The 21,578-nt window shown below is 64.4% G+C and carries 24 protein-coding genes; 9 read left to right on the top strand and 15 right to left on the bottom strand.

Annotation, left to right across the window (positions count from 1 at the left end):
• Positions 1-59 precede the first annotated feature (59 nt).
• Positions 60-521 (bottom strand): cyanase, encoded by a 462-nt coding sequence (gene cynS / locus CyaNS01_RS14010; RefSeq protein ID WP_186700865.1) that lies wholly within the window; start codon positions 519-521, stop codon positions 60-62.
• Positions 522-858: 337 nt separating this feature from the next.
• On the opposite strand from cynS, the gene CyaNS01_RS14005 reads away from it, so the two are divergent.
• Positions 859-1,335 carry a redox protein gene (locus CyaNS01_RS14005; RefSeq protein ID WP_186697756.1) on the top strand — a complete coding sequence of 159 codons (477 nt, stop codon included), beginning with the start codon at positions 859-861 and terminating at the stop codon, positions 1,333-1,335.
• A gap of 41 nt (positions 1,336-1,376) precedes the next feature.
• Here the strand turns inward: CyaNS01_RS14005 and CyaNS01_RS14000 are convergent, their stop codons facing one another.
• From CyaNS01_RS14000 to CyaNS01_RS13970, 7 genes are all read right to left on the bottom strand, one after another.
• Positions 1,377-2,270, bottom strand: a complete 894-nt coding sequence (locus tag CyaNS01_RS14000) for a transglutaminase family protein (protein ID WP_186697754.1) — start codon at positions 2,268-2,270, stop codon at positions 1,377-1,379.
• Positions 2,255-3,238, bottom strand: coding sequence for an alpha-E domain-containing protein (locus CyaNS01_RS13995; RefSeq protein ID WP_186697752.1), 984 nt, complete (start codon positions 3,236-3,238; stop codon positions 2,255-2,257). The genes CyaNS01_RS14000 and CyaNS01_RS13995 overlap by 16 nt, the downstream gene beginning before the upstream one ends.
• On the bottom strand, positions 3,232-4,704 hold the full coding sequence (locus CyaNS01_RS13990) for a circularly permuted type 2 ATP-grasp protein (RefSeq protein ID WP_186697750.1): 1,473 nt from the start codon (positions 4,702-4,704) through the stop codon (positions 3,232-3,234). Before CyaNS01_RS13990 ends, CyaNS01_RS13995 begins: the two co-directional genes overlap by 7 nt.
• A gap of 108 nt (positions 4,705-4,812) precedes the next feature.
• Entirely contained in the window at positions 4,813-6,531 is a 1,719-nt protein-coding gene (gene ureC / locus CyaNS01_RS13985) for an urease subunit alpha (protein WP_186697748.1), read from the bottom strand.
• Positions 6,532-6,537: 6 nt separating this feature from the next.
• On the bottom strand, positions 6,538-6,855 hold the full coding sequence (locus tag CyaNS01_RS13980) for an urease subunit beta (protein ID WP_186700862.1): 318 nt from the start codon (positions 6,853-6,855) through the stop codon (positions 6,538-6,540).
• 19 nt (positions 6,856-6,874) lie between these two features.
• Entirely contained in the window at positions 6,875-7,177 is a 303-nt protein-coding gene (locus tag CyaNS01_RS13975; RefSeq protein ID WP_186697747.1) for an urease subunit gamma, read from the bottom strand.
• A 69-nt stretch (positions 7,178-7,246) separates the two neighbouring features.
• Positions 7,247-8,176, bottom strand: a complete 930-nt coding sequence (locus CyaNS01_RS13970) for an urease accessory protein UreD (protein ID WP_370561864.1) — start codon at positions 8,174-8,176, stop codon at positions 7,247-7,249.
• Between the two features lie 17 nt (positions 8,177-8,193).
• Between CyaNS01_RS13970 and ureE the strand changes: the two genes are divergently transcribed.
• The 8 genes from ureE (at position 8,194) to urtE (ending at position 15,558) form a co-directional block, all read left to right on the top strand.
• Positions 8,194-8,718 (top strand): urease accessory protein UreE, encoded by a 525-nt coding sequence (ureE, locus tag CyaNS01_RS13965; RefSeq protein ID WP_186697745.1) that lies wholly within the window; start codon positions 8,194-8,196, stop codon positions 8,716-8,718.
• Positions 8,678-9,364 carry an urease accessory protein UreF gene (locus tag CyaNS01_RS13960; protein WP_225875700.1) on the top strand — a complete coding sequence of 229 codons (687 nt, stop codon included), beginning with the start codon at positions 8,678-8,680 and terminating at the stop codon, positions 9,362-9,364. Before ureE ends, CyaNS01_RS13960 begins: the two co-directional genes overlap by 41 nt.
• An 8-nt stretch (positions 9,365-9,372) precedes the next feature.
• Positions 9,373-10,023 (top strand): urease accessory protein UreG, encoded by a 651-nt coding sequence (gene ureG / locus CyaNS01_RS13955; RefSeq protein ID WP_186697743.1) that lies wholly within the window; start codon positions 9,373-9,375, stop codon positions 10,021-10,023.
• A 108-nt stretch (positions 10,024-10,131) separates the two neighbouring features.
• Positions 10,132-11,430, top strand: coding sequence for an urea ABC transporter substrate-binding protein (gene urtA / locus CyaNS01_RS13950; protein ID WP_186697741.1), 1,299 nt, complete (start codon positions 10,132-10,134; stop codon positions 11,428-11,430).
• Between the two features lie 229 nt (positions 11,431-11,659).
• Complete coding sequence (gene urtB, locus CyaNS01_RS13945; RefSeq protein WP_186697739.1) at positions 11,660-12,817, top strand: urea ABC transporter permease subunit UrtB; 1,158 nt, start codon at positions 11,660-11,662, stop codon at positions 12,815-12,817.
• Positions 12,818-12,877: 60 nt separating this feature from the next.
• A complete protein-coding gene (urtC, locus tag CyaNS01_RS13940; RefSeq protein WP_186697737.1) occupies positions 12,878-13,993 on the top strand; it encodes an urea ABC transporter permease subunit UrtC in 1,116 nt (371 codons plus the stop codon).
• 60 nt (positions 13,994-14,053) lie between these two features.
• A complete protein-coding gene (urtD, locus tag CyaNS01_RS13935; protein ID WP_186697735.1) occupies positions 14,054-14,800 on the top strand; it encodes an urea ABC transporter ATP-binding protein UrtD in 747 nt (248 codons plus the stop codon).
• Positions 14,801-14,841: 41 nt separating this feature from the next.
• Entirely contained in the window at positions 14,842-15,558 is a 717-nt protein-coding gene (gene urtE, locus CyaNS01_RS13930; protein WP_186697733.1) for an urea ABC transporter ATP-binding subunit UrtE, read from the top strand.
• A 10-nt stretch (positions 15,559-15,568) separates the two neighbouring features.
• On the opposite strand, the gene CyaNS01_RS13925 is transcribed toward urtE, so the two are convergent.
• The 7 genes from CyaNS01_RS13925 to CyaNS01_RS13895 all read right to left on the bottom strand — a co-directional run bounded on the left by CyaNS01_RS13925 (position 15,569) and on the right by CyaNS01_RS13895 (position 21,466).
• Positions 15,569-15,850 carry an FmdB family zinc ribbon protein gene (locus CyaNS01_RS13925; RefSeq protein ID WP_186697732.1) on the bottom strand — a complete coding sequence of 94 codons (282 nt, stop codon included), beginning with the start codon at positions 15,848-15,850 and terminating at the stop codon, positions 15,569-15,571.
• Positions 15,851-15,923: 73 nt separating this feature from the next.
• On the bottom strand, positions 15,924-17,129 hold the full coding sequence (fmdA, locus tag CyaNS01_RS13920; protein ID WP_186697730.1) for a formamidase: 1,206 nt from the start codon (positions 17,127-17,129) through the stop codon (positions 15,924-15,926).
• Positions 17,130-17,246: 117 nt separating this feature from the next.
• The gene (locus tag CyaNS01_RS13915; RefSeq protein ID WP_225875699.1) at positions 17,247-17,801 is read right to left on the bottom strand and encodes a hypothetical protein; all 555 of its coding nucleotides are present in this window, start codon (positions 17,799-17,801) and stop codon (positions 17,247-17,249) included.
• Between the two features lie 50 nt (positions 17,802-17,851).
• Positions 17,852-18,694, bottom strand: a complete 843-nt coding sequence (locus CyaNS01_RS13910) for an aminotransferase class IV (RefSeq protein WP_186697728.1) — start codon at positions 18,692-18,694, stop codon at positions 17,852-17,854.
• Positions 18,691-20,052, bottom strand: a complete 1,362-nt coding sequence (locus tag CyaNS01_RS13905) for an anthranilate synthase component I family protein (RefSeq protein WP_186697726.1) — start codon at positions 20,050-20,052, stop codon at positions 18,691-18,693. The genes CyaNS01_RS13910 and CyaNS01_RS13905 overlap by 4 nt, the downstream gene beginning before the upstream one ends.
• Positions 20,049-20,762: a 7-cyano-7-deazaguanine synthase QueC gene (queC, locus tag CyaNS01_RS13900; RefSeq protein WP_186697724.1), complete on the bottom strand. Its 714-nt coding sequence runs from the start codon at positions 20,760-20,762 to the stop codon at positions 20,049-20,051. The genes CyaNS01_RS13905 and queC overlap by 4 nt, the downstream gene beginning before the upstream one ends.
• Positions 20,763-20,815: 53 nt before the next feature.
• Positions 20,816-21,466, bottom strand: coding sequence for a 7-carboxy-7-deazaguanine synthase QueE (locus tag CyaNS01_RS13895; protein ID WP_225875698.1), 651 nt, complete (start codon positions 21,464-21,466; stop codon positions 20,816-20,818).
• Positions 21,467-21,578 lie beyond the last annotated feature (112 nt).

Here is a 21,578-nt window from a genome sequence, read left to right as displayed (position 1 = left end):
AGTCACAAGTGCCGGGCAGCAACGCTGCCCGGTCTTTTTTTATGCGTTCAAGGAGTGGTTCACCACTTCTTGTAGGGCAGGAACTTGCCGCACATGGTGATCTTCACCCTGTCTCCCGTGGGGTTGGCTTCTTTGTCGACATGCAAGGTGAAGTCGATGGCGCTCATGATGCCATCGCCGAACTTCTCTTGAATCACATCCTTCAGTGGCATGCCATACACCTGCATGATCTCGTAGAAGCGGTAGATCAGGGGATCGGTGGGGATCACCGGATCCAGGCTGCCCTTGGTGGGGTAGGTCTGCAGGGCGGCTTCGGTGTCGCCATCCAGGGCAAGTAAACCGGCCAGGGCTGTGGCTTCGTCGCTGGAGGCGCAGGCCTGGCCATAGAACAATGAGGCGACCCACACTTCATCGCGACCAAGGGCCTCACCCAGCTCGGAGAAGCTGAGTCCTTTGGCTTTCTTGGCCTTCAGAAGTGCGGCCGTCAAGGGCGATCCGCTGGAGCCAGGTGTTGATGACATGGTCATAAAAGTTGAGATCTGATGTGGCAGCCAAGCAGCTGATCTGTGGGCCCTCTGCCGCTTGATGTGCTGCAAGATGGAGCCCCTTCATGATGTCGTCACGGCTGTGATTCCCGTGTGTTGGTCGATACGACCAGGCACTGAACCTGCTGCGCCGGCCACCTTCTGGCCCGTGCCACTCCCCCGCGGCCCAGTGCAGAAACTGCCCAGGCGGTCGGCCGTTTGGTAGTGGCGGCCACACTTGCTGGGGTACGGTGTTGGGTTCACTGGACCACGCCCAACCGGTGCGCGCCCAACACCGACTGCCATGACTGCCACAACGCCGAGACCGGCGCCGATGTTCGAGCTCATCCCCTACGAGAAGTTCCGCGACACCCCCGCAGTGCGCTTCTTCGACATCACTGTGGCCGCGTCCAATGCCCGGGATCTGGTGATCCACTCGGGGCCCGCCACCTCCCCTCCGGACGATCCGGCCACGGGAGCCTGGCAGTTCTACCTGCATCCCCACCAGGAGGACAATCTGCTCGCCCTGCACGGCGGCCGCACCTTCTATCTGGTGAACTTCGGCTGGAACTACCCCTTCCACATCGTGCGGCTCGATACGGGCGGCGACATCCTCAGGATTCCGCCGGGAACCTTCCATCGTTCCGTTTCCGATCCTGACGGCTCGGTGGTGCTCAACCAGGCTGTGCGCGAACCGGGTGTCAGCCTGGTGCAGGAATTCCGCGTCTACAACAGCCGGAGGATTCCAAGGCTGTTCGCCACCACCTTCAAAACCGCGCCGCTGCCCAAGCTGCACGGTCTGCACTGGTAAGCCGTGTTGGCTGAAAAGATGACCACCCAGCCCCGCCGCGATCAGCCCAGGGGCAGGCTGGCCTCCAGGGGGGCGACGGGATCGAGAATCTCCGCTTCGATCAGCCAGTCAAAGCTGCTGCTCACCCCAGCTGGGCCTGAAAAGCAGCCGGTGATGGCGGCGGTGAGTTCCGGCTTCGAGGACGTGGCCAGGGTGATGTAGCGATCGTCGACCGGACCCTTGCCGCTGGGGTCGTAGCCGCGCCAGCCGGCTCCCGGCAGGTAGACCTCCGTCCAGGCGTGCAGGTCGTACTGCTCGGGAGCGGGATCCACCAGGTGGTAGCCGCTGACGAACCGGGCCGGCAGGCCCACGCAGCGGCAGGCCTCAACCATCAGCATGGCCAGGTCACGGCAGGAGCCCACCCGTTCCTTGAGGGTGCGGCCGGCAGGCCAGGCGGGACCCACGTGGCGCTGGGTGTACTTCACCCGGTCCTGGATCATCTCCACCAGCTGATCGAGAAACATCAGGGCCCGCTGGTCGCTGCCCATCAGGGCCTCCTGGGCCATGTCCACGGCGGCGGGGTCGTGCTGGCCATTGGGCAGCCAGCCGCCGAGGGAGCCCTGCAGGTCGCCGTTGAGGTGGCCTACGGGGTAGGGCAACAGCGGCTCGTTGGCCTCCAGGCAGGTCTGCAGATCCGGTGGGGTGTGGGAGACCACCGTGCTGCTGGCCTCGACGCGGAAGCTGTCACAGGAGCCGCCGAAGCGGGCCCGCAGAATCTCATCGCCACTGGCGGCGATCAGAGGGAACAGGGAGTTGGGCTCAGGATCGATCGTGAGTTGGAAGTCCACCAACGTCTGAAATCCATGGCCCCGGGGTTTGAGGCAGAAGCGATGGGCTCCGAGCAGAACAGGCGCGCTGTACCGGTAGCTGAACGTGTGCTTCAGGCGCGCACGCATGCCGGATCCACGCTCTGGGACTCAAGGCTGGTGGCCACGAAGTAGCGCCCCTCGATCAGGTTGTGCAGGCGGTTGAGGTCGCTCTGCAGGGCGTCGATGGCCTCATGGAGGCCTACCGCGAACAGGTCGTCGATGCGGGTGTAGCTCCAGCGGGCCAGGGTGAGTCCGCTGAGGCATTCCAGTTCATCTGGAGCCCCGGGCACCGAGCGGCCCTGCACGATCTTGAGGGTGTCCTGAATCCGCTCCAGGCAGTAGCGCACCGAGCGCGGAAAGATCGGGTCGAGCAGCAGGAAGCCGGCCACGGCGCGGGGTTCGATCGCCTGTTGACGCGCCTGGCGGAACATCTGGTAGGCCCCGGCACTGCGCAGCAGCGAGATCCACTGCAGCTCATCGAGGACGCCGCCCACCTCATCGGGGGAGGGCAGCAGCAGGAAGTACTTCACATCGAGGATGCGGGTGGTCTTGTCGGCCCGCTCCAGCAGGCGTCCCAACCGGCTGAATTGCCAGGAGAGATCGCGGCTCAGGGTGGAGTCGGTGATGCCGTAGAAGAGCTGGCAAGCCCGGCGGATGTCGCGCAGTTGCTCCTGGGGGGGTTGTTTCCAGAAGCTTTCATTCTCCTGCAGCGTCCAGTAGATGTCGTTGAGCTGCTCCCACATCTCGGTGGTGATCACTTCGCGGATCTGACGGGCGTTCTCCCGGGCAATGGCGATGCAGTTGGCCACGCTGTTGGGATTTTCCTCAGCCCGCACCAGGAACTCAATCACATCGTCGGGGCTGCCATTGGTGTAAAGCTTGTCGAAGAGTTCCCGTTCGCCGCTGGCATCGATCAGGGGCAGCCAGGGTTCGGCGCTGCCTGGGGGGCAATCGAGGGCCATCGCCTCGCTCACCTCCACGAAGCGGGAGATATTCTCAGCCCGCTCCACATAGCGGTTGATCCAGTAGAGCGAATCGGCGACGCGGCTCAGCATGAGCTGGAGCCCTGCAGTTGGAGCTGGCCATCGCCACGCTCACTGACGATCCATGTGTCCTTGCAGCCCCCGCCCTGGGAGGAGTTCACCACCAGGGAGCCGCGCCGCAGGGCCACCCTGGTCAGACCGCCGGGGCTCACCCAGGCGCCCTTGCCCCGCAGCACGTAGGGCCGCAGGTCCACATGGCAGGGGAACAGCTCGCCCTCACTCAGGGAGGGCACGGTGGAGAGCTCCAGGGTGGGTTGGGCGATGTAGTTGCGTGGGTTGGCCTCGATGCGCTTGGCGAAGTCGTCGATCTCCTCCTGGCCGGCATGGGGGCCGATCATCATTCCGTAACCGCCCGCTTCAGCCACCGCCTTCACCACCAACTGGCTCAGGTGCTCAAGCACGTAGGCCCGATCCTTGTCGCGGGAGCAGAGGTAGGTGGGCACGTTCTCAATGATGGGCTCCTCCCCCAGGTAGTACTGAATCATCTCGGGCACATAGGCATAGATGAGCTTGTCGTCCGCCACCCCCGTGCCCGGGGCATTGGCGATCGCCACCCGACCGGCGCTGTAGGCCTGCATCAGCCCCCGCACGCCCAGCATGGAATCGGAACGGAACACGGCCGGATCGAGGAAGTCATCGTCGATGCGGCGATAGATCACATCCACCGGCTCCAGACCGCCGGTGCTGCGCATCCACACCCGGTCGTCCTGGCAGACCAGGTCGCGGCCCTCCACCAGCTGGATGCCCATCTGCTGGGCCAGGTAGCTGTGCTCGAAGTAGGCACTGTTGAACACCCCGGGGGTGAGCAGCACCACCGTGGGGCGCTCCGTCCAGGGCGCCAGCTCCCGCAGGCTCTGGAGCAGGTGGGAGGGGTAGTCGTCGATCGGCTGCACGGTGCGGCCGGAGAAGAGGCTGGGGAACATCCGCTTCATGACGCGGCGGTTCTCCAGGAAATACGCCACGCCTGAAGGGCAGCGCAGGTTGTCTTCCAGCACGCGCCAGGTGCCCTGGCCATCACGGATCAGATCCAGGCCGGAGATGTGGCACCACTTGTTGAGCGGCGGCTTGAATCCCTGCATCTGGGGCCGCCAGCCCTGGGAGGTCTCCAGGTCTTCCCGGGGCACGATGCCGTCCCGCAGGATCAGCTGGTCGCCGTAGACGTCCGCCAGGAAGTGATCGATCGCTTCGAGCCGCTGCACCAGGCCCCGCTCCAGGGTCAGCCATTCGCCGGAGGCGATCAGCCGCGGCAGGGGGTCGAAGGGCAGGATCCGTTCCACCCCCCGGTTGCCGGAGCCGTTCAGACGGAAGGTGGCACCAAGCCGCTTGAGCAGCATGCCCGCGGCCACGTGGTTGCGGTTGAGCTCTTCGAGGCCCAGCTGTCCCAGGGAGGAGAGCAGGGGGGAGAGGGCTCTGCGGGGTTCGTCCGCGGCGCTGAAGTACTCGTCGTAGCCGCGGTGGGGCTTGTAGTCCGTGAACATCCCTGCCCTGCTGGCTCCCCCTAATCATGGGCAGCCGGCCAGGGGCTGGCCGGTGTGGATTGCTACGAAAGCTCCCTCCCGTGTGCCGTTGGTGGCGCTGGGAAGTTCCTAGAGCAGGAAGTAGCGCTGGGCCATCGGCAGCACCTCGGCCGGCTCACAGGTGAGCAGTTCGCCATCGGCGAACACCTCGTAGGTCTGGGGATCCACCGCCATCTTCGGCAGGGCGTCGTTGAGGCGCATGGCGCTCTTGCCGATGCCGCGGGTGTTCACCACCGGCACGCAGCGGCGCTCCAGGCCGAGGCTGCGTGGGATGTCGGCCTCCAGGGCGGCCTGGCTCACGAAGGTGAGGCAGCTGGGGGCGAGGGCCTTGCCGAAGGCACCGAACATCGGCCGCCCGTGCACGGGGCCGGGGGTGGGGATCGAGGCGTTGGCATCGCCCATCTGGGCCCACACGATCGAGCCCCCCTTGATCACCAGCTCCGGCTTGACGCCGAAGAAACCCGGTTTCCACAGCACCAGATCGGCCAGCTTGCCCACTTCCACCGAGCCCACCTGGCTGTCGAGGCCATGGGCGATGGCGGGGTTGATCGTCACCTTGGCGATGTAGCGCTTGAGCCGGGCGTTGTCGTGGCGGCCGCCGGCGGCCGCGTCCTCCGGCAGGCTGCCGCGCTGCAGTTTCATCTTGTGGGCGGTCTGGAAGGTGCGGGTGATCACCTCCCCCACCCGGCCCATGGCCTGGGAATCGCTGGCGATGATCGAGAAGGCGCCCAGATCGTGAAGGATGTCCTCGGCGGCGATCGTCTCGCGGCGGATGCGCGATTCGGCGAAGGCCACGTCTTCCGGGATGCGCGGATCGAGGTGGTGGCACACCATCAGCATGTCGAGGTGCTCCTCGAGCGTGTTGCAGGTGTAGGGACGGGTGGGATTGGTGCTGCTCGGCAGCACATGGGCCTCGCCGCAGATGCGGATGATGTCGGGGGCATGGCCGCCGCCGGCCCCCTCGGTGTGGAAGGTGTGGATGGTGCGGCCGCCGATGGCGCGGATCGTGTCCTCCACGAAGCCCGCCTCGTTGAGCGTGTCGGAGTGGATGCACACCTGCACGTCAAAGCGGTCGGCCACGGTGAGGCAGCAGTCGATCGCTGCCGGGGTGGTGCCCCAGTCTTCGTGCAGCTTGAGGCCGCAGGCGCCGGCGCGGATCTGCTCCTCAAGCGCCTCGGGGGTGCTGGCGTTGCCCTTGCCGTAGAAGCCCAGGTTCACCGGCAGCCCCTCGGCGGCCTGCAGCATGCGGCCGATGTGGAAGGCGCCGGGGGTGCAGGTGGTGGCGTTGGTGCCGGTGGCGGGGCCGGTGCCGCCACCCAGGAGAGTGGTGACCCCGCTGGCCAGGGCCGTTTCGATCTGCTGGGGGCAGATGAAGTGGATGTGGGTGTCGATGGCGCCGGCGGTGAGGATGTGACCCTCGCCGGCAATGGCCTCGGTGCCGGGACCCACCTCGATCGTCACCCCCGCCTGGGTGTCGGGGTTGCCGGCCTTGCCGATGGCCACGATGCGCCCGTCGCGCAGGCCGATGTCCGCCTTGACGATGCCCCACCAGTCGAGGATGAGGGCGTTGGTGATCACGGTGTCCACCGCCCCGGCACCGCGGGTGGTCTGGGCCTGGCCCATGCCGTCGCGGATCACCTTGCCGCCGCCGAACTTCACCTCATCGCCGTAGACGGTGAAGTCCTTCTCCACCTCCAGGATCAGCTCGGTGTCGGCCAGCCGCAGGCGATCGCCAGTGGTGGGGCCGTAGGTCTCGGCGTAGGCGCGGCGGGAGATCCGGTAGGGCATGGCGGGTCAGTCGAGGGGTCCATTGACGAGGCCGTTGAAGCCCATCACCCGGCGCTGGCCGGCGAAGGGCACCAGGTTCACCTCGCGGCTGTCGCCCGGTTCGAAGCGAATCGCCGTGCCGGCGGGGATGTCGAGCCGCAGGCCGCGGGCGGCGTCCCTGTCGAAGCGCAGGGCGTCGTTGGCCTCCTGGAAGTGGAAGTGGGAGCCCACCTGCACGGGCCGGTCGCCGCTGTTGGCTACCAGCAGGGTGGTGACGGGGCGGCCGGCGTTGAGTTCGATCTCTCCGGGTTCGGGGATCAGTTCGCCGGGGATCAACGGGGCCATGGCAGCAGGGCGGGTGGGGTCAGCGGATGGGGTCATGCAGGGTCACCAGCTTGGTGCCATCGGGGAAGACGGCCTCGATCTGCACCTCCTGCACCAGCTCCGGCACCCCCTCCATCACCTGCTCGCGGCTCAACCAGGTGGTGCCTTCGCCCATCAGGGCGGCCACGGTCTTGCCGTCGCGGGCGCCCTCCAGCACCTGGAAGCTCAGCCAGGCCACAGCCTCGGGATAGTTGAGCCTCAGGCCGCGGTTGAGGCGCCGCTCCGCCAGCAGGGCGGCGGTCACGATCAGGAGCTTGTCCTTCTCCTGGGGGGTGAGGTGCATGGTGGCTGGGGAGGGGAGGGATGGACCAGACCCCGCCGCACTGTGGCAGGGGTCTGAGGGTGGACAGGTTCAGCTGCAACCTTCAGGGCGCCAGGGTTCTTCCTGAAAGGGCCAGACCCGCGGCAGTTGCGGAGCGGGCAAGCCCCTGGCCGCCCGGATCCGGGCCCAGATGCGGCTGAACCAGAACCGGGCCGCCTGGCTGGAGGGGCCCCGGTAGCGGGCCACCAGTCCGGGCTCCAGGGCGCCGCAGGCCATGGCGCCGTCCAGCCCGTCACGATCCTGGCGGCACAGCTCCAGCAGCCCGGCCAGCTCAGCCCCGGGGAAGTGCTCCGGAGCGGCCCACACCAGCGAGCCGTACACCGGCTGCCGGGCCAGGCCATGCTCCCCGGCCAGGGCCTCGCCGCCCAGCTCCAGGCGATCCACCAGCATCCAGGGGTTGCCGCGGCTGCCGCTGCGATGGATGTCGAGGGCCGAACGCCAGCAGCCGGCAGCGAGGTCTTCGCCGGCGGCGGTGCGGCCCAGGCGCACCACCTCCACGCCCAGGTAGGAGGCCTGGGGGGCCAGCTCCACCCGGCAGCGCTGCTCCAGCAGCCCGTCGGCGTAGAGCACCAGCTCCTGGGGCAGCCACTCCAGATCCGCGCCGTCGGCGAGGCAGAAGTGGAGCTGCTGGTTCACCCACCGCCCCTCGGGTGCCTGGCTGAGGCGGCCCACCGACCCGTAGACCTTCTGGGCCGCCACGCTGGTGAGCAGGGCTTCACTGCGCGCCTCCAGGCTCGCCTCGATCGTGAGCTGATCGCCCCCCACCAGCCCCCCGGCGGTGTGCAGCAACGGCAGTTCGCAGCGGCCATCCTGGTGCCGATAGGCGCGCTGCAGTTTCAGCGGCGCTGTGGCGCTGCCCTGGAAGCTGGTGTCGCCAGCATCGGCGCCGGCGCCACGGCGGAACACCAGCTGGGTCTGGCCGTGCCAGCTGCCGGCGGCGCGTGATTTGGAGATACTCAGCACAGCGTCATGCCGCCATGATCCCCGCTTCCGCGGTCCCAGGGCCAGTGCCGCAGCCCCTGGTGCTCACCCAGCGGCTCTCCGGACCCTCTGGCCAGACCCCTCCCTTCGTGCTCCAGCTCAGCGCTGACGAGCGCACCCGGCTGCGGGGACGCCGCCACAGCGTCTGCGGCCAGCCGCTGTTGCTCCAGCTGCCCCGCGGCGAGGCCCTGCAGCCCGGTGACCTGCTCGCCGATGGCGAGGGCCTGGCCTGGGTGCGGGTGGAGGCGGCGGCGGAGGCCCTGCTGCGGATCACGGCAGCCGATCCCCTGGCGTTGCTCCAGGCGGCCTACCACCTGGGTAACCGGCATGTCGCCATGGAAATCCGGCCAGGAGAGCTGAGGCTGGCGGAGGATCCCGTGCTGGCCCATCTGATGGAGCACCGCCGCCTGGGGGTGGCGCGGATCAGCGCCCCTTTTCTGCCTGAGCACGGTGCCTACGCCAGCAGCCAGGGCCACTCCCATGGCGGCTCAGAGCCCGGGGGCCATGGGCATGGCGCCTAGGTCGGCCGGCAGCGGCCGCCTGGCCCTGCTGCAGCTGGTGAGCCCGGCTCTGCCGGTGGGGGCATTCAGCTACGCCGAGGGGCTTGAGGTGCTTGTGCAGCAAGGCCTGCTCCAGGACGCTGCGGGGGTGGAGGCCTGGCTGCGGGCCGAATTGCAGCGAGGAGCCGTGACCGTCGAAGCCGCCTGGCTGCCCAGGCTGATGCTGGCCCTGGATCCGGAGCTGCGCGATCGGGACGCCTGGTTGCTGGCCCAGAGAGAGGCACCGGAGCTGCGCGCCCAGCAGCGCCAGATGGGGGGGGCTCTGCTGCGGCTGCTGGCGGACCTGGGCCTGGAGCCGCCGGCGCTCGACCTGGCCTGGCCAGGGGCCTTTGCCCTGGCGGGCCGCGCCCTGGCCATTCCAGCCCAGGAGCTGGTGGAGGCCTATCTCTACGGCTGGGTGGCCAACCAGCTGAGCGCGGCGGTGCGGCTGGTGCCCCTGGGGCCGACCCGGGCCCAGGCGGTGCAGTGGGGACTGGCCCCGGTGATTGCGGCGCGGGCTGAGAGCCTGGTTGGGGCGGATCCAGATCAGCTCTGGACAGGGGCAGTTGGGGCCTCCCTGGCTCAATTGCGCCATGCTGAGCTCTACTCCAGGTTGTTTCGGAGCTGAGGGAGCCGATGAGCAGGCTGCGGGTGGGGGTGGCAGGGCCCGTCGGGTCGGGCAAGACGGCCCTGGTGGAAGCTCTCTGCCGGCGTCTGCGGCAGCAGCTGCAACTCGCCGTGGTCACCAATGACATCTACACCCAGGAGGACGCCCAGTTCCTGACCCGGGCGGGTGTGCTGGAGCCTGAGCGCATCCGCGGCGTCGAGACCGGTGGCTGTCCCCACACCGCCATCCGGGAGGACTGCTCGATCAACCGCGCCGCCGTGGAGGAGCTGGAGAGGCTCTACCCCGATCTCGACCTGGTGCTGGTGGAAAGTGGCGGCGACAACCTGGCGGCCAGCTTCAGTCCGGAACTGGTGGACCTGTGTATCTACGTGATTGATGTGGCCGCTGGAGACAAGATTCCGCGCAAGGGTGGCCCGGGCATCACCCGTTCCGATCTGCTGGTGATCAACAAGATTGACCTGGCGCCGCTGGTGGGTGCCGACCTGGAGGTGATGCAGCGGGATACCGAGCGCATGCGTCCGGGCCGCCCCTGGTGCTTTGCCAACCTGCGCAGTGGCGAGGGACTCGACAAGGTGGAGTCGTTTCTGCTGCAACAGCTTCCGGAAGGACTTCGGGTATCCACGCCATCGCTTGCACGAGCAAATCCACACACCGGCTGAGCGCCCAGCACCTTCGGTGCGATCGGATACATAGTGCCCATGAACAGATCTGTAGGTTGCGAAATGCCGCTGATATCGCGGCATCCACCACACCTTGATCAATCACCCATGGTCCAGCACATCTCAAGGCGGTTGCTTGCCGGAATCGGCGCTTCAGTGGTCAGCGTCACGCTTGTGGCCTGCGGCGGTGGCGGCGGCGATTCGGCGGGGGACTTTGACGGAGAAGTCAAAGTCGGCATCCTTCACTCTCTGAGTGGGACCATGGCCATCTCGGAAACGACCTTGAAAGAGGTCGAAGAGATGGCAATCAAGGAAATCAACGACGCAGGTGGCGTCAAAGTTGGAGATAAATCCTACAAGATTGTTGCCATCTCCGAGGATGGTGCCTCAGACTGGCCCACGTTTGCTGAGAAATCGCAGAAGCTGATCGACTCCGACAACGTCGCCGTTGTCTTTGGTGGCTGGACCTCCGCCAGCCGTAAGGCGATGCTGCCAGTGTACGAGGCCAAGAATCATATGCTTTTCTACCCCATTCAATATGAGGGTCAGGAATGCTCCAGAAATATCTTCTACACCGGTGCCGTCCCGAACCAGCAGGCTGAGCCTGCAGTGGACTGGCTGATGAAGACCTACGGCGACGAGCTGGGCAAGAAGGTCTACCTTGTTGGGTCTGACTACGTGTATCCACGTACGGCCAACACCATCATCAAGGAGCAGATGAAGGCTCTTGGCGGTGAAGTTGTTGGTGAGGATTACATCCCCCTGGGCAATACGGAGGTTGCTCCCATCATCGCCAAGATCAAGGAGGCGTTCCCTGATGGAGGCATCATCATCAACACCTTGAATGGTGACTCCAACGTTGCCCTCTTCAAGCAGTTCAAGGCCGCTGGCATTGACCCGGCTAAGTATCCAATCATGTCCTTCTCCATTGCGGAGGAAGAGATTCGTCAGATTGGTCCCGAGTACACCACCGGCACCTACGCAACCTGGAACTACTTCATGAGTCTGGATACTCCAGCCTCCAAGAAGTTCACCGAAGACTTCCAGGCCATGTATGGCGAAGACCGGGTTGTTGGCGACCCTGCAGAGTCGGCCTACAACATGGTTTACCTCTGGAAGAATGCTGTTGAGAAGGCGGGCACCTTCGAGGATCTCGACAAGGTCCGCGAGACCATGATCGGCATCACGTTCGATGCTCCCCAGGGCGAGATCAAGATGTTCCCCAACCACCACACCTCCGAGCGTGTGCTGATTGGCGAGGCCATGCCTGATGGCCAGTTCAAGATCCTGCAGGACAGTGGCAAGGCTATCCCCCCGCTGCCCTGGAACCAGTTCGTGCCTGAAACCAAGGGCTACACCTGCGACTGGACCCAGGATCGTCCCGACGCTGGAAAGTTCCAGATGTGATTCAAGATGGGGAAGTCTTCAGGGATTTCCCCCTCCAAATTCTGCCGCCACTTCTACGAGTCGTCAGTCTTCACACCTGCAGATCCTTCCAAGCCATTGGCAGGTTATAGCCATGCTGTCTAGAAAATTGGATCTCCTGATCCCTTTATGAGTCTGAGCGGCAGAATCCATCACCCACCCATCAGGTCTGGATACGTTCTGGCCTGCGATTGTTCAGCCATTACTTCCATTGGAACTTTTCTTCTCTCAGATCCTAGATGGCCTAAGCATCGGCTCTGTGCTGTTGCTGGCGGCCACTGGGCTGGCCATTGTTTTTGGCTTGATGGGTGTGATTAATCTCGCCCACGGCGAGTTCATGATGCTTGGTGCCTATGTCACCTACGTGGTCCAATCGGTTTTCAGGCCGATGGGTGGCCTAGTCTTTGAACTCTACTATCCAGTTGCTCTCGTATTTTCCTTTATTGTCACGGCCCTTGTGGGTGTGCTTCTGGAGCGGACACTGATCCGCAAGCTCTATGGACGCCCCCTGGAAACACTGCTGGCCACATGGGGGGTGAGCCTGATCCTGATTCAGCTTATTCGAAGCATCTCCACGGCCATGTTGCTGGGCATTCTTCTGGCTGTTGCCATTGGCTACTTTGCCAGCCGAATGTTCACTGCGAAGTTTGGTGATCGTCCCTTTTTGCCATACATCACAGGGCTCCTGTGGACAGCTGCTGTTGTCATCGGTTTGGTCTCAGTGAATCAGTTCTCTGTGATCCGTGCTCTTGCCAGCCCCTGGTTTGGACCCAGAAATATTGATGTCACCGCTCCGAAGTGGCTGCAAGGAAGCTGGGGGGAAATTGCTGGGATTGAGCTCCCTGGCCTCAGGATCTTCATCATTCTCCTCTCTGCCTTGATGTTGCTGGCCACCGTTTGGTTCCTCACCAAGAGTGCCTGGGGTCTGCGTATTCGTGCCGTGACGCAGAATCGCCAGATGAGCAATTGCCTGGGCATCCCGACGGACCGCGTCGACAGCATCACCTTTGGCCTTGGATCTGGTCTGGCCGGAGTGGCGGGTTGTGCCATCACCCTGCTGGGATCTGTGGGTCCCAATCTCGGTGCTGCTTACATCGTGTCCTGCTTCATGGTGATTGTACTGGGAGGCGTGGGCAATCTGCTCGGCACCGTTTTGGCCTCCTTGATGCTGGGCATCATTCAGTCTGTGGTGGGCTCTGGTTCGCTTCTGATTGTTTTCCCAGACATGCCTGCAGCTGCTAAGGGAGTTGTGGAGTTCTTTGCCACCACCAGCATGTCGTTGGTTCTGGTGTTCATCTTCATCATTGTCTTCCTGCAGTTCCGGCCTAATGGGATGTTCCCTCAGAAGGGGCGCTCGGTTGATGCCTAAACCTTCCATGCAACACCACTCAGCCCACTGCTACCACGTCTCTTTCGGGAGGTCCAACCCATGAAGATCTTCCGAAAACTCCTGCCCTGGATCCTTCTGGCAACGGCATTCTTTATTCTGCCTGCCATTCTGAGTGACTTCAGACTCAACCTGTTTGGCCGCTACTTCTCGCTGGCAATCACGGCCCTTGCCATTGACCTGATCTGGGGATACACTGGCTTGTTAAGCCTTGGCCAAGGCATCTTCTTTGCTCTAGGTGGTTATGCCGCTGCCATGTATCTTACCCTCAACACAGAGGGTGAGGCAGGAGGCAATGGCATCCCAAAGTTCTTTGAGAACTATGGTGTTGATCAGTTGCCCTTCTTCTGGCAGCCGTTCTGGTCTCCTGTTTTTACCCTGATCGCCCTTTGGCTGATACCGGCCATCATCGCTGGTTTTGTTGGTTATCTGATCTTCAGGAATCGTATCAAGGGCGTCTACTTCTCAATCATCACGCAGGCTGCGTTGATGGTATTCTTCCACTTCTTTAATGGTCAACAGAAGTTGATCAATGGCACCAATGGTTTGAAAACAAGCACTGCAGAGCTGTTTGGACAGCTGGTGGGATCCAGTGATATGCAGCTGTTGTTCTACAGACTCACAGTGCTCCTGATCCCTGTTGCCTTCCTAATCTGCAGATATTTCACTAATGGCCGATTTGGTGATGCGTTGATTGCCATCCGAGACGATGAGCAAAGACTAAGATTTGGCGGCTTTAATCCGGTACCCTTCAAGACCATCGTGTTTGTTGTGGCTGGTGCTCTCTGTGGAGTCTCAGGAGCGCTCTACACCGTGCAGACGGGGATCGTTTCTCCCCAGTTCATGACCATTTCAACGTCCATTGAGATGGTCATCTGGGTTGCCGTCGGAGGCAGGGGAACTTTAGTGGGTCCGATTATTGGGGCGATCCTGGTTAATTACCTGAGAAGTCTGGTGAGTGAAGCCCTTCCTGAGTTCTGGTTGTTTGTGCAAGGTGGATTGTTCATCTTTGTGGTGGTCTTGATGCCTGATGGCATCTATGGATGGTTTACAGGTGGTGGCTTCAGCCGCCTTTTGGCTGCGTTCGGCATTGCACCGATGGCGCGTACCTATCCGCAGCTCGATGAAGAGGTGGCCGCTCTTGAAGATATCTCTTAAGTTCATGCACTCCCATTCGATCCAGTCAGGAATCCACCCACCCCATCCTCGTTTCCGCCGATGACCAAACCTCTCCTTGAACTCAAGGATGTGAGCGTTAGCTTTGATGGCTTCTATGCGCTTACAGACCTAAGCCTCACCTTGATGAAGGGAGAGCTTAAATCGATTATTGGACCTAATGGTGCAGGAAAGACGACCTTCCTTGATGTCATCACTGGCAAGGTACGCCCCACCAAGGGTACGGTGAGCTTTCGAGGTCAATCCCTGATCGGTCTTTCTGAGCAGCAGATCTCTCGTGATGGCATTGGCCGTAAGTTTCAGACTCCTCGCGTGTTTGAGAACCTGACGGTTCAACGTAACTTTGAGCTCTCTGCTTCACCCCACAAGAATGCGTTGAACTTGCTGGTTGATCGCCTGCCTGTATCCGTGAAGGATGAAGTGCAGCGCATCATGAACTATGTGGGCCTGGCACCCTTTGCCACCCATCAGGCGGGCTCCCTTTCCCACGGCCAGAAGCAGTGGTTGGCCATTGGCATGTTGGTGGCCCAGTCTCCCGAGGTGTTGCTGCTGGATGAACCGGTAGCGGGCCTCACCGACGAAGAAACGGTGCGCACTGCCGAGTTGATCAAGTCGTTGGCTGGTGATCACACCGTGGTTGTGATTGAGCACGATATGGAGTTCATTCGTGATCTCAATGCCCCTGTGACTGTTCTTCACCAAGGGCAGCTCCTGACGGAGGGCCCATTGGATAAGGTCAAGCAAGACCCGCGTGTGATTGAAGTGTATCTCGGTCAGTCTGACGACTAATTCTATTCAATCCAACCCAACCCCAGGCTTTGCGTAAACCCATGACCGCTCAACCCATTCTTCATGTCTCAGATCTGAATGTCTACTATGGCCAGAGCCATATCCTCAGAGATGTTGATCTGTCTGTTCCCGAAGGAGAAATGGTGTGCTTGATCGGCAGGAATGGTGTTGGTAAAACCACCTTTCTTAAAACCATTATCGGTCTGCTGCAGCAACGATCAGGCTCGATCCAGTATGGCGATCGGCAGCTGCTCTCAGAGGCTCCGTACCGGCGGGCCCGTGCTGGCATTGGTTATGTGTCCCAGGGACGCGACATCATCCCCCAGGTCACGGTCAAGGAGAATCTGCTGCTCGGCATGGAGGCCCTGCCGGGCGGTCTGGGCAAGAATCGGCACATTGATCCCCTGGTCTTTGATCTCTTCCCCATCCTTGAGCAATTCCTGAGTCGCAAGGGTGGTGATCTCAGTGGGGGTCAGCAACAGCAACTCGCCATCGCCCGTGCTCTGCTGGGGAAGCCCAAGCTGCTGCTCCTTGATGAACCCACCGAGGGGATTCAGCCCTCCATCATCATGGACATTGAGCGGGCCGTGCAGCGCATCATGAAGGAAACGGGAATCAGTGTGCTGCTGGTGGAGCAGCATCTCCACTTTGTGCGTCAATCCAATTACTACTACGCCATGCAGCGCGGCGGCATTGTGTCCAGCGGACCTACAGACCAACTGTCTGACGCTGTGGTCCAGGAATTCCTGACTGTCTGAGCGACCTAACTCAACAGCCGCGGTTGACCATCCAGGGCCGGGTGCTGCTTTGCCTCAGCCGAGGTTTGCGTTCAGCGGCCCTTTCGGCCTGTTGTTGGCCGCTCACCAAGCGCGGTTCCTTGCTTTCCTGCTTGAGCCGGAAGGAACCCGTGAGCGTCATCGGTGGACTGAAGATGCGGCTACCCTTGGCACCGCAATCGGGGCAATCGGTATTCACCTGACGCGACTCAATGCTGCGCCAGACCTCATAGTCTTGGCAGCCTTCGCTGCAGCTGAACTCATAGACGGGCATGGACAGTCTTTTCGTGTGGTCTGGGTGCCGGGGGGGACCCGTTGAGGCACAAGTCCCCTGAACTGGCTACGGATCAACAGGGCAGGATGTCCTGCTCGAAGATGGAGGTGGGAATCGCGAGCGTGCAGCAGGCATTGGGAATGTCGACAATGCCGCTGACACGACCCTCCACCGGAGCACAGCTGAGCAGCATGTAGGCCTGCTCGCCGCTGAAACCAAACTTCTTCAGGTATTCAATGGCATTGAGGCAGGCTCTCCGGTAGGCGATGTGCACATCCATGTAGTGCTGTTTACCATCAAATTCATCCACTGAAATCCCTTCAAACACCAGATAGTCGGTGAAGTGGGGCTCCACCGGACTGGTTTTGAACATGGGGTTCACCATCCCATACTTCTCTACGCCACCCTTGATGATTTCCACATGCAGATCGAGATAGCCGGACATCTCGATGGCGCCACAGAAGGAGATCTCACCATCTCCCTGGGAGAAGTGGATGTCTCCCATCGACAGCTTGGCGCCTTCCACATAGACGGGGAAGTAAATCCGGGTGCCCTTGGTGAGGTTCTTGATGTCGCAGTTGCCGCCATGCTCCCGAGGTGGCACTGTGCGGGCAGCCTCATTGGCCACGCGCTCAAAGTCGCCAGCAGGCAGGGTGCCCAGGATGGCGCTGTTGGGATTGGGCAGGGCCGCAAGCACGGGTTCGCTGCCGGAAAGCCCTGCGCCGTAGGTGCGGCGATCGGGGGCTGTGTTCACCAGCTCCGTTTCACGCCGGTTCCATTCCTTTAGCAGCTCATGGGATGGGGCGCAGCCGATCAGGCCAGGGTGGGTGATGCCGGCAAAGCGCACGCCGGGAATGTGGCGGGAGCTGGTGTAGATCCCCTCCAGATCCCAGATTGACTTGCAGGCTTTCGGGAAGTGGTCTGTGAGAAAACCACCCCCATTCTCCTTGGCAAAAATCCCGTTGAATCCCCATTCATCGCCTTGAAGAGCGCCGACATCGAGAATGTCAACCACGAGAATATCGCCGGGCTGAGCGCCATTGACCCAGATCGGACCGCTCAGAACATGCACCACCTCCAGGTTGACATCGGCGACGTCCTGGGGATCGTCGTTGTTCCTGATCTGGCCATCGGTCCAGTCCTTGCATTCAATCCGGAAGACCTCTCCAGGATTCACGGAGGCGACCGCGGGAATGTCAGGATGCCAGCGGTTATGGCCCGGCATCTCCTGCTGGTCCATGGACTTGGTGAGGTCAATACTGAAGAGCGTTTTGGGCATGGAGACGCAGCCTTTTTCCTGTTTCGCTGGCATCAAAGGCGAGGCCGTCCGTAGGAACAGTGTGAATGGCTACGAAATCTCTCCAGAGGCCCAGTCCCCATGGACAGAGGTGGCAGTTCAGTTGGTCGTGTCTTCGCGTGCAGTGCTGTCGTCAAAGTCGCCACGGCGGCAGAGATTGTCTTTCAGGCGTTGTGCCCAGGGTTGGGGTTCGATCGTGCCGCTCGCTTCCACTTTTCCGTCGAAGTAATACAGAATCTGCCAGTTCGATTGGCCGCTGAGGTCGCGCGCCTCAGCCGGTTCCTTGATGGTCCTGCCGTAGAGGTTGTCGTACGGGGGCCAGCCAGGCGTGTCCTCCAGGCTGCAGACGGCGTTGACGGCCAGCAGGCTTCCCGCCTCGGGCTGGTCTGGCCCGAACAGGCGCACGGCGCCCTTGTAGAGGCCGTTGGACACGCCGGGTTGGAAGTCCAGAGCCAGGTCCACCCTTGTTCCCTCCACTTGCACCAGGGCGTCTCCCGCCTTGGCGTTCTGAATGGCGACTTCCTTGCCGCCACCGCAGGCGGCCAGCCCCAGCCCCAGCAGCAGGGTGAGGCCCGGCAGAGCCAGCCTGGCGCGACCCCTCTGCCTGGGGCGGGGGCTGGGGTCCGTGCCCCGACGCGCCACTCCAACCCTCACCTGGCCTCTCCATGGTTGGGCAGACCCTATGACAGGTTTCTCCAGCCTGCTCAGCCTGCGCCCAGCAGCTGCCGCCAGAACGGCTCAGCCTCCGGCACCGCTCCCAGCTCCTGCCCCGCCAGGCTCCGGATCGGACGGCAGCCGAGGCTGTTGAGCAGCAGCGCCCCCGCCTGGAGTTGGGCTGGCTCGATCGCCTCGCTGGCCTCCTCGGCCAGGCCGAGGGCCAGGGCCTGAGCGCGCATGACCCCCGCCAGGCAGCCGCTCGCCAACGGCGGGGTCAGCCAGCGCTCCCGGTGGCGCACGAGCAGGTTGGCGGTGGTGCCGCAGCAGAGCCCTCCGGCTGTGCTCAGCAGCAGGGCGTCGTCCTGGCCTGCCTCGCAGGCCTCGCGGCGGGCCAGCACCGAGGCGCCATAGGCGAAGGTCTTGCAGCCGCTGATCGCGCTGCTGGCATTGCGGCGCTCCAGGCGGCTGATGATCACTCGAACGGGGTGAAAGCTGGGCCGGCATGGACTCAGCTGCAGCCAGAAGCGGGCTGCCCCAGCCGCGGGCAGGTCCAGGCCCCGCTCTCCATCGCCTCGGCTCCAGTTGAGCCGCAGGGCTCCGGTGTGGATGCCGCTGCGGCTGATCGCCTCAGCCGCCAGGGCCAGCACCCGCTCCAGCCCTGGCGGAGGTGGCAGGCCCAGCACCGTCGCTCCCAGGCACCAGCGCTGCAGATGGGCCTCCAGCAGGTGCGGGCGGCCTCCCTCTACCAGCACCGTTTCAAACAGCCCATCGGCCAGGCTCAGCCCCCGCTCCGACAGCGGCACGCTCAGCTGCCCCGGAGCGCCCCAGCGGCCCCCGCCAGGTCCATCGATCCAGGCGATCGCCGCCGCTGCCGCCGCGCCGCTGCTCATGCCAGGGCCTCCAGCAGGGGGTCGAGCTTCCAGGCCAGCTCCCTGGCCTCGTCCGCGGGGCTGGAATCGGCCACGATGCCGCAGCCGGCGTGGGCCCGCAGCCGCTGGCCCCGCAGCATCAGGCTGCGGATCAGGATGTTGCTGTCGAAGCGGCCGGCGGCATCGAGCCGGAACAGGGAGCCGCAGTAGGGCCCCCGCGGCACCGGTTCGAGGCCGTTCAGGCGGCGGCAGGCCCGCAGCTTGGGGGCGCCCGTGATCGAACCCCCCGGCCAGCAGGCCCGCAGCAGCTCCTCCAGGCTGGTGCCAGGGCGCAGCTCTCCCTCCACCACGGAGGTGAGGTGGTGGACCTGCCGGTAGCTCTCCAGCCCCACCAGCTGGGGCACGTGGATCGAGCCGGGCCGGCAGACGCGGCCGAGGTCGTTGCGCAGCAGGTCCACGATCATCACGTTCTCGGCGCGGTCCTTGGCGCTGGTGATCAGCTCGGCCGCGGCGTCGGCATCGGCCTCCGCCTCGGCATGGCGCGGGCGGGTGCCCTTGATCGGCCGGGTTTGCACACGCCCATCGTCCTGGAGCTGCAGGAAGCGCTCCGGCGAGGCCGACAGCACCGCTTCGGCCCCGGGCCCTAGGGAGCGCACCGCCAGGCCGGCGAACGGCGCCGGGCAGTGGCGCCGCAGCCGCCCGTAGAGGGCTAAGGGGGAAGCTGCGGCGGGCAGCTGGGCCTCGCGGCAGGCGGTGAGGTTGGCCTGGAACAGATCCCCCTGGGCGATCCGCTCCCGCAGCTCCGCCACCTGGCTCGCAAAGCTTTCGGGCGCGGTGTGCCAGTGCCAGCGGTGGGGGTCGAGCCGGGGGGCCTGGCGATCGCCGTCTTCGGCGTTCTCGTCGGCTCCGGCCCGCTGCGGAGGGAGAGCCAGGATCAGTGCTTCCAGGGCGGCCAGCCGGCGGCGATCGCTCCCCTCCAACCACAGCCTGTGCTGCTGCAGATCCCAGCGCAGCAGCGGGTCGTAGCGGCCGGCCCAGAGCACCGCCATGTCCGGGGATCGCCAGTGGTCCGCCGGCTCCACCCAGGCCCCCGCCTCGTAGCCCAGCCAGCCCAGCCAGCAGCCGCCCTGGCGCCGCAGCTCGGCGAAGGCGGCGAAGGGATCGGAGCTGCCGGGCTCTGTGGGCAGGCCGCGGCACTCGCGCTGCTCCAGGGGCTCCACGGCCAGGGTGGCCCAGCGGCCCAGGGGGCTGCCATCGCCATCGAGCCACACCAGCCCGGCCTCCCCCAGGCTGGAGGCCAGCTGGTTCACCAGGCCCCAGGGGGGCCGCCAGGGCAAGGCACGCCGCTGCCAGCCAGCAGGCGGCGGGGGCGTCGTCATCGCCCGGCCAGATCGGGGCGGCCGGCTTCGATCAGGGCGGCATCGCGGATCCTGCAGCTGTCACACACCCCGCAGGGCTCGGCCTCGCCCTGGTAACAGCTCCAGGTGCTGGCGATCGGTATCCCCAGCCGCAGGGCCTCCTGCACGATGCGGGTCTTGCTCCACTGCACCAGCGGCGCCCACAGCTTCACGCCGTGGCCCTGGCGCCCGGCCCGACTGGCCAGATCCGCCAGGCTCTGAAAGGCGTCCAGGTAGTCCGGTCGGCAGTCGGGGTAGCCGGAGAAGTCCACGGCATTGACCCCCAGCACCAGGCGCCGGGCGCCGCGGGCCTCGGCCAGGCTCAGCCCCAGGGCGATGAACACGGTGTTGCGGCCCGGCACGTAGGTGCTGGGGATCACCCCCTCCAGCACGCCTTCGCCGGGGATGGCCTGATCTGGATCGGTGAGGGACGAGCCGCCCCAGGCGGCCAGGTTCACCTCCAGGGTGTGGTGCTCGCTCAGGCCGAGGGCGGCGGCGATGCGGCTGGCGGCCTGCAGCTCGCGGCGGTGGCGCTGGCCGTAGTCAAAGGAGAGGCCGATCACCCGCTCACCGGCCTCGATCGCCAGGGCGGCGGCGGTGGCCGAATCAAGACCGCCGGAGAGCAGGGCGATCGCCGTGGCCGGCTGGTGGGAGGTGCCCTGGTCGCTGGCGGGGGGCGGTGCGCTGGCCATGGAGCGAGGTGGGGAGGGAGAGCGAGGGATCAGTGGTTCAGCTGTTGGGCTGTTCAGCGGATCGAGAGCCACTTGTGGCTCTGCAGGCTGAGTCGCCACCGGGGCTGGCCGCGCACAAAGGCCAGGGCCAGGGCCTCACCCCGGGCCGACTGCCAGCCCGGTTGCAGCAGCAGCGCCGGACGGTTGCCCAGGAGCTCCGCGCGCCGGGCCATGGCCGCCGCGAAGCTGAGGTCCGGCTCGTCGTGGATCACCACCTTGAGTTCCTGGCAGCCGCCCAGCAGGGCATCGGCCGGTGGCCTGTGGGCCTTGGGGGAGAGGGTGATCCAGTCGAACTGGCCGCTGAGGGCATCCACGCCGCTGGTTTCCAGGTGCAGGGGCAGCCCCAGGGGGGCGAGAGCCCCGCACAGTGGGGTGAGGTTGTGGTGCAGCGGTTCGCCGCCGGTGACCACCACGAAGGCGGCCCCTGCGCTCGCGGCCCGCCCTGCCTCTGACGCCAGGGCCGTCACCTCCTGACGGGGATGGGCCGCCGCCGCCCAGGAGTGCTTGGTGTCGCACCAACTGCAGCCCACCGAGCAGCCCGCCAGGCGGATGAAAAAGGCGCTGCGGCCTGCGTGAAGGCCCTCCCCCTGCAGTGAGTGGAAGGTTTCCACCACTGGCAGTGCGGCAGGGTCTGGCTGGGGGCCAGGGGCCACGGACACCGCCAAACCTGCTCGTTCATAAGGAGGTCAACTTTAGGCAGCCTGGACCCAGGGCTTCGCCACTACGGTTGTGCTTGCTGCCGATCCCCTTGGTGAGACAATCGGCACACGGTGGCCG

It is taken from the genome of Cyanobium sp. NS01 (genome assembly GCF_014280235.1).
Taxonomy (GTDB): Bacteria; Cyanobacteriota; Cyanobacteriia; order PCC-6307; family Cyanobiaceae; genus NIES-981.
Note: the sequence above shows the minus strand (reverse complement) of the source record. Positions and strands in the feature narration are given on the sequence as shown.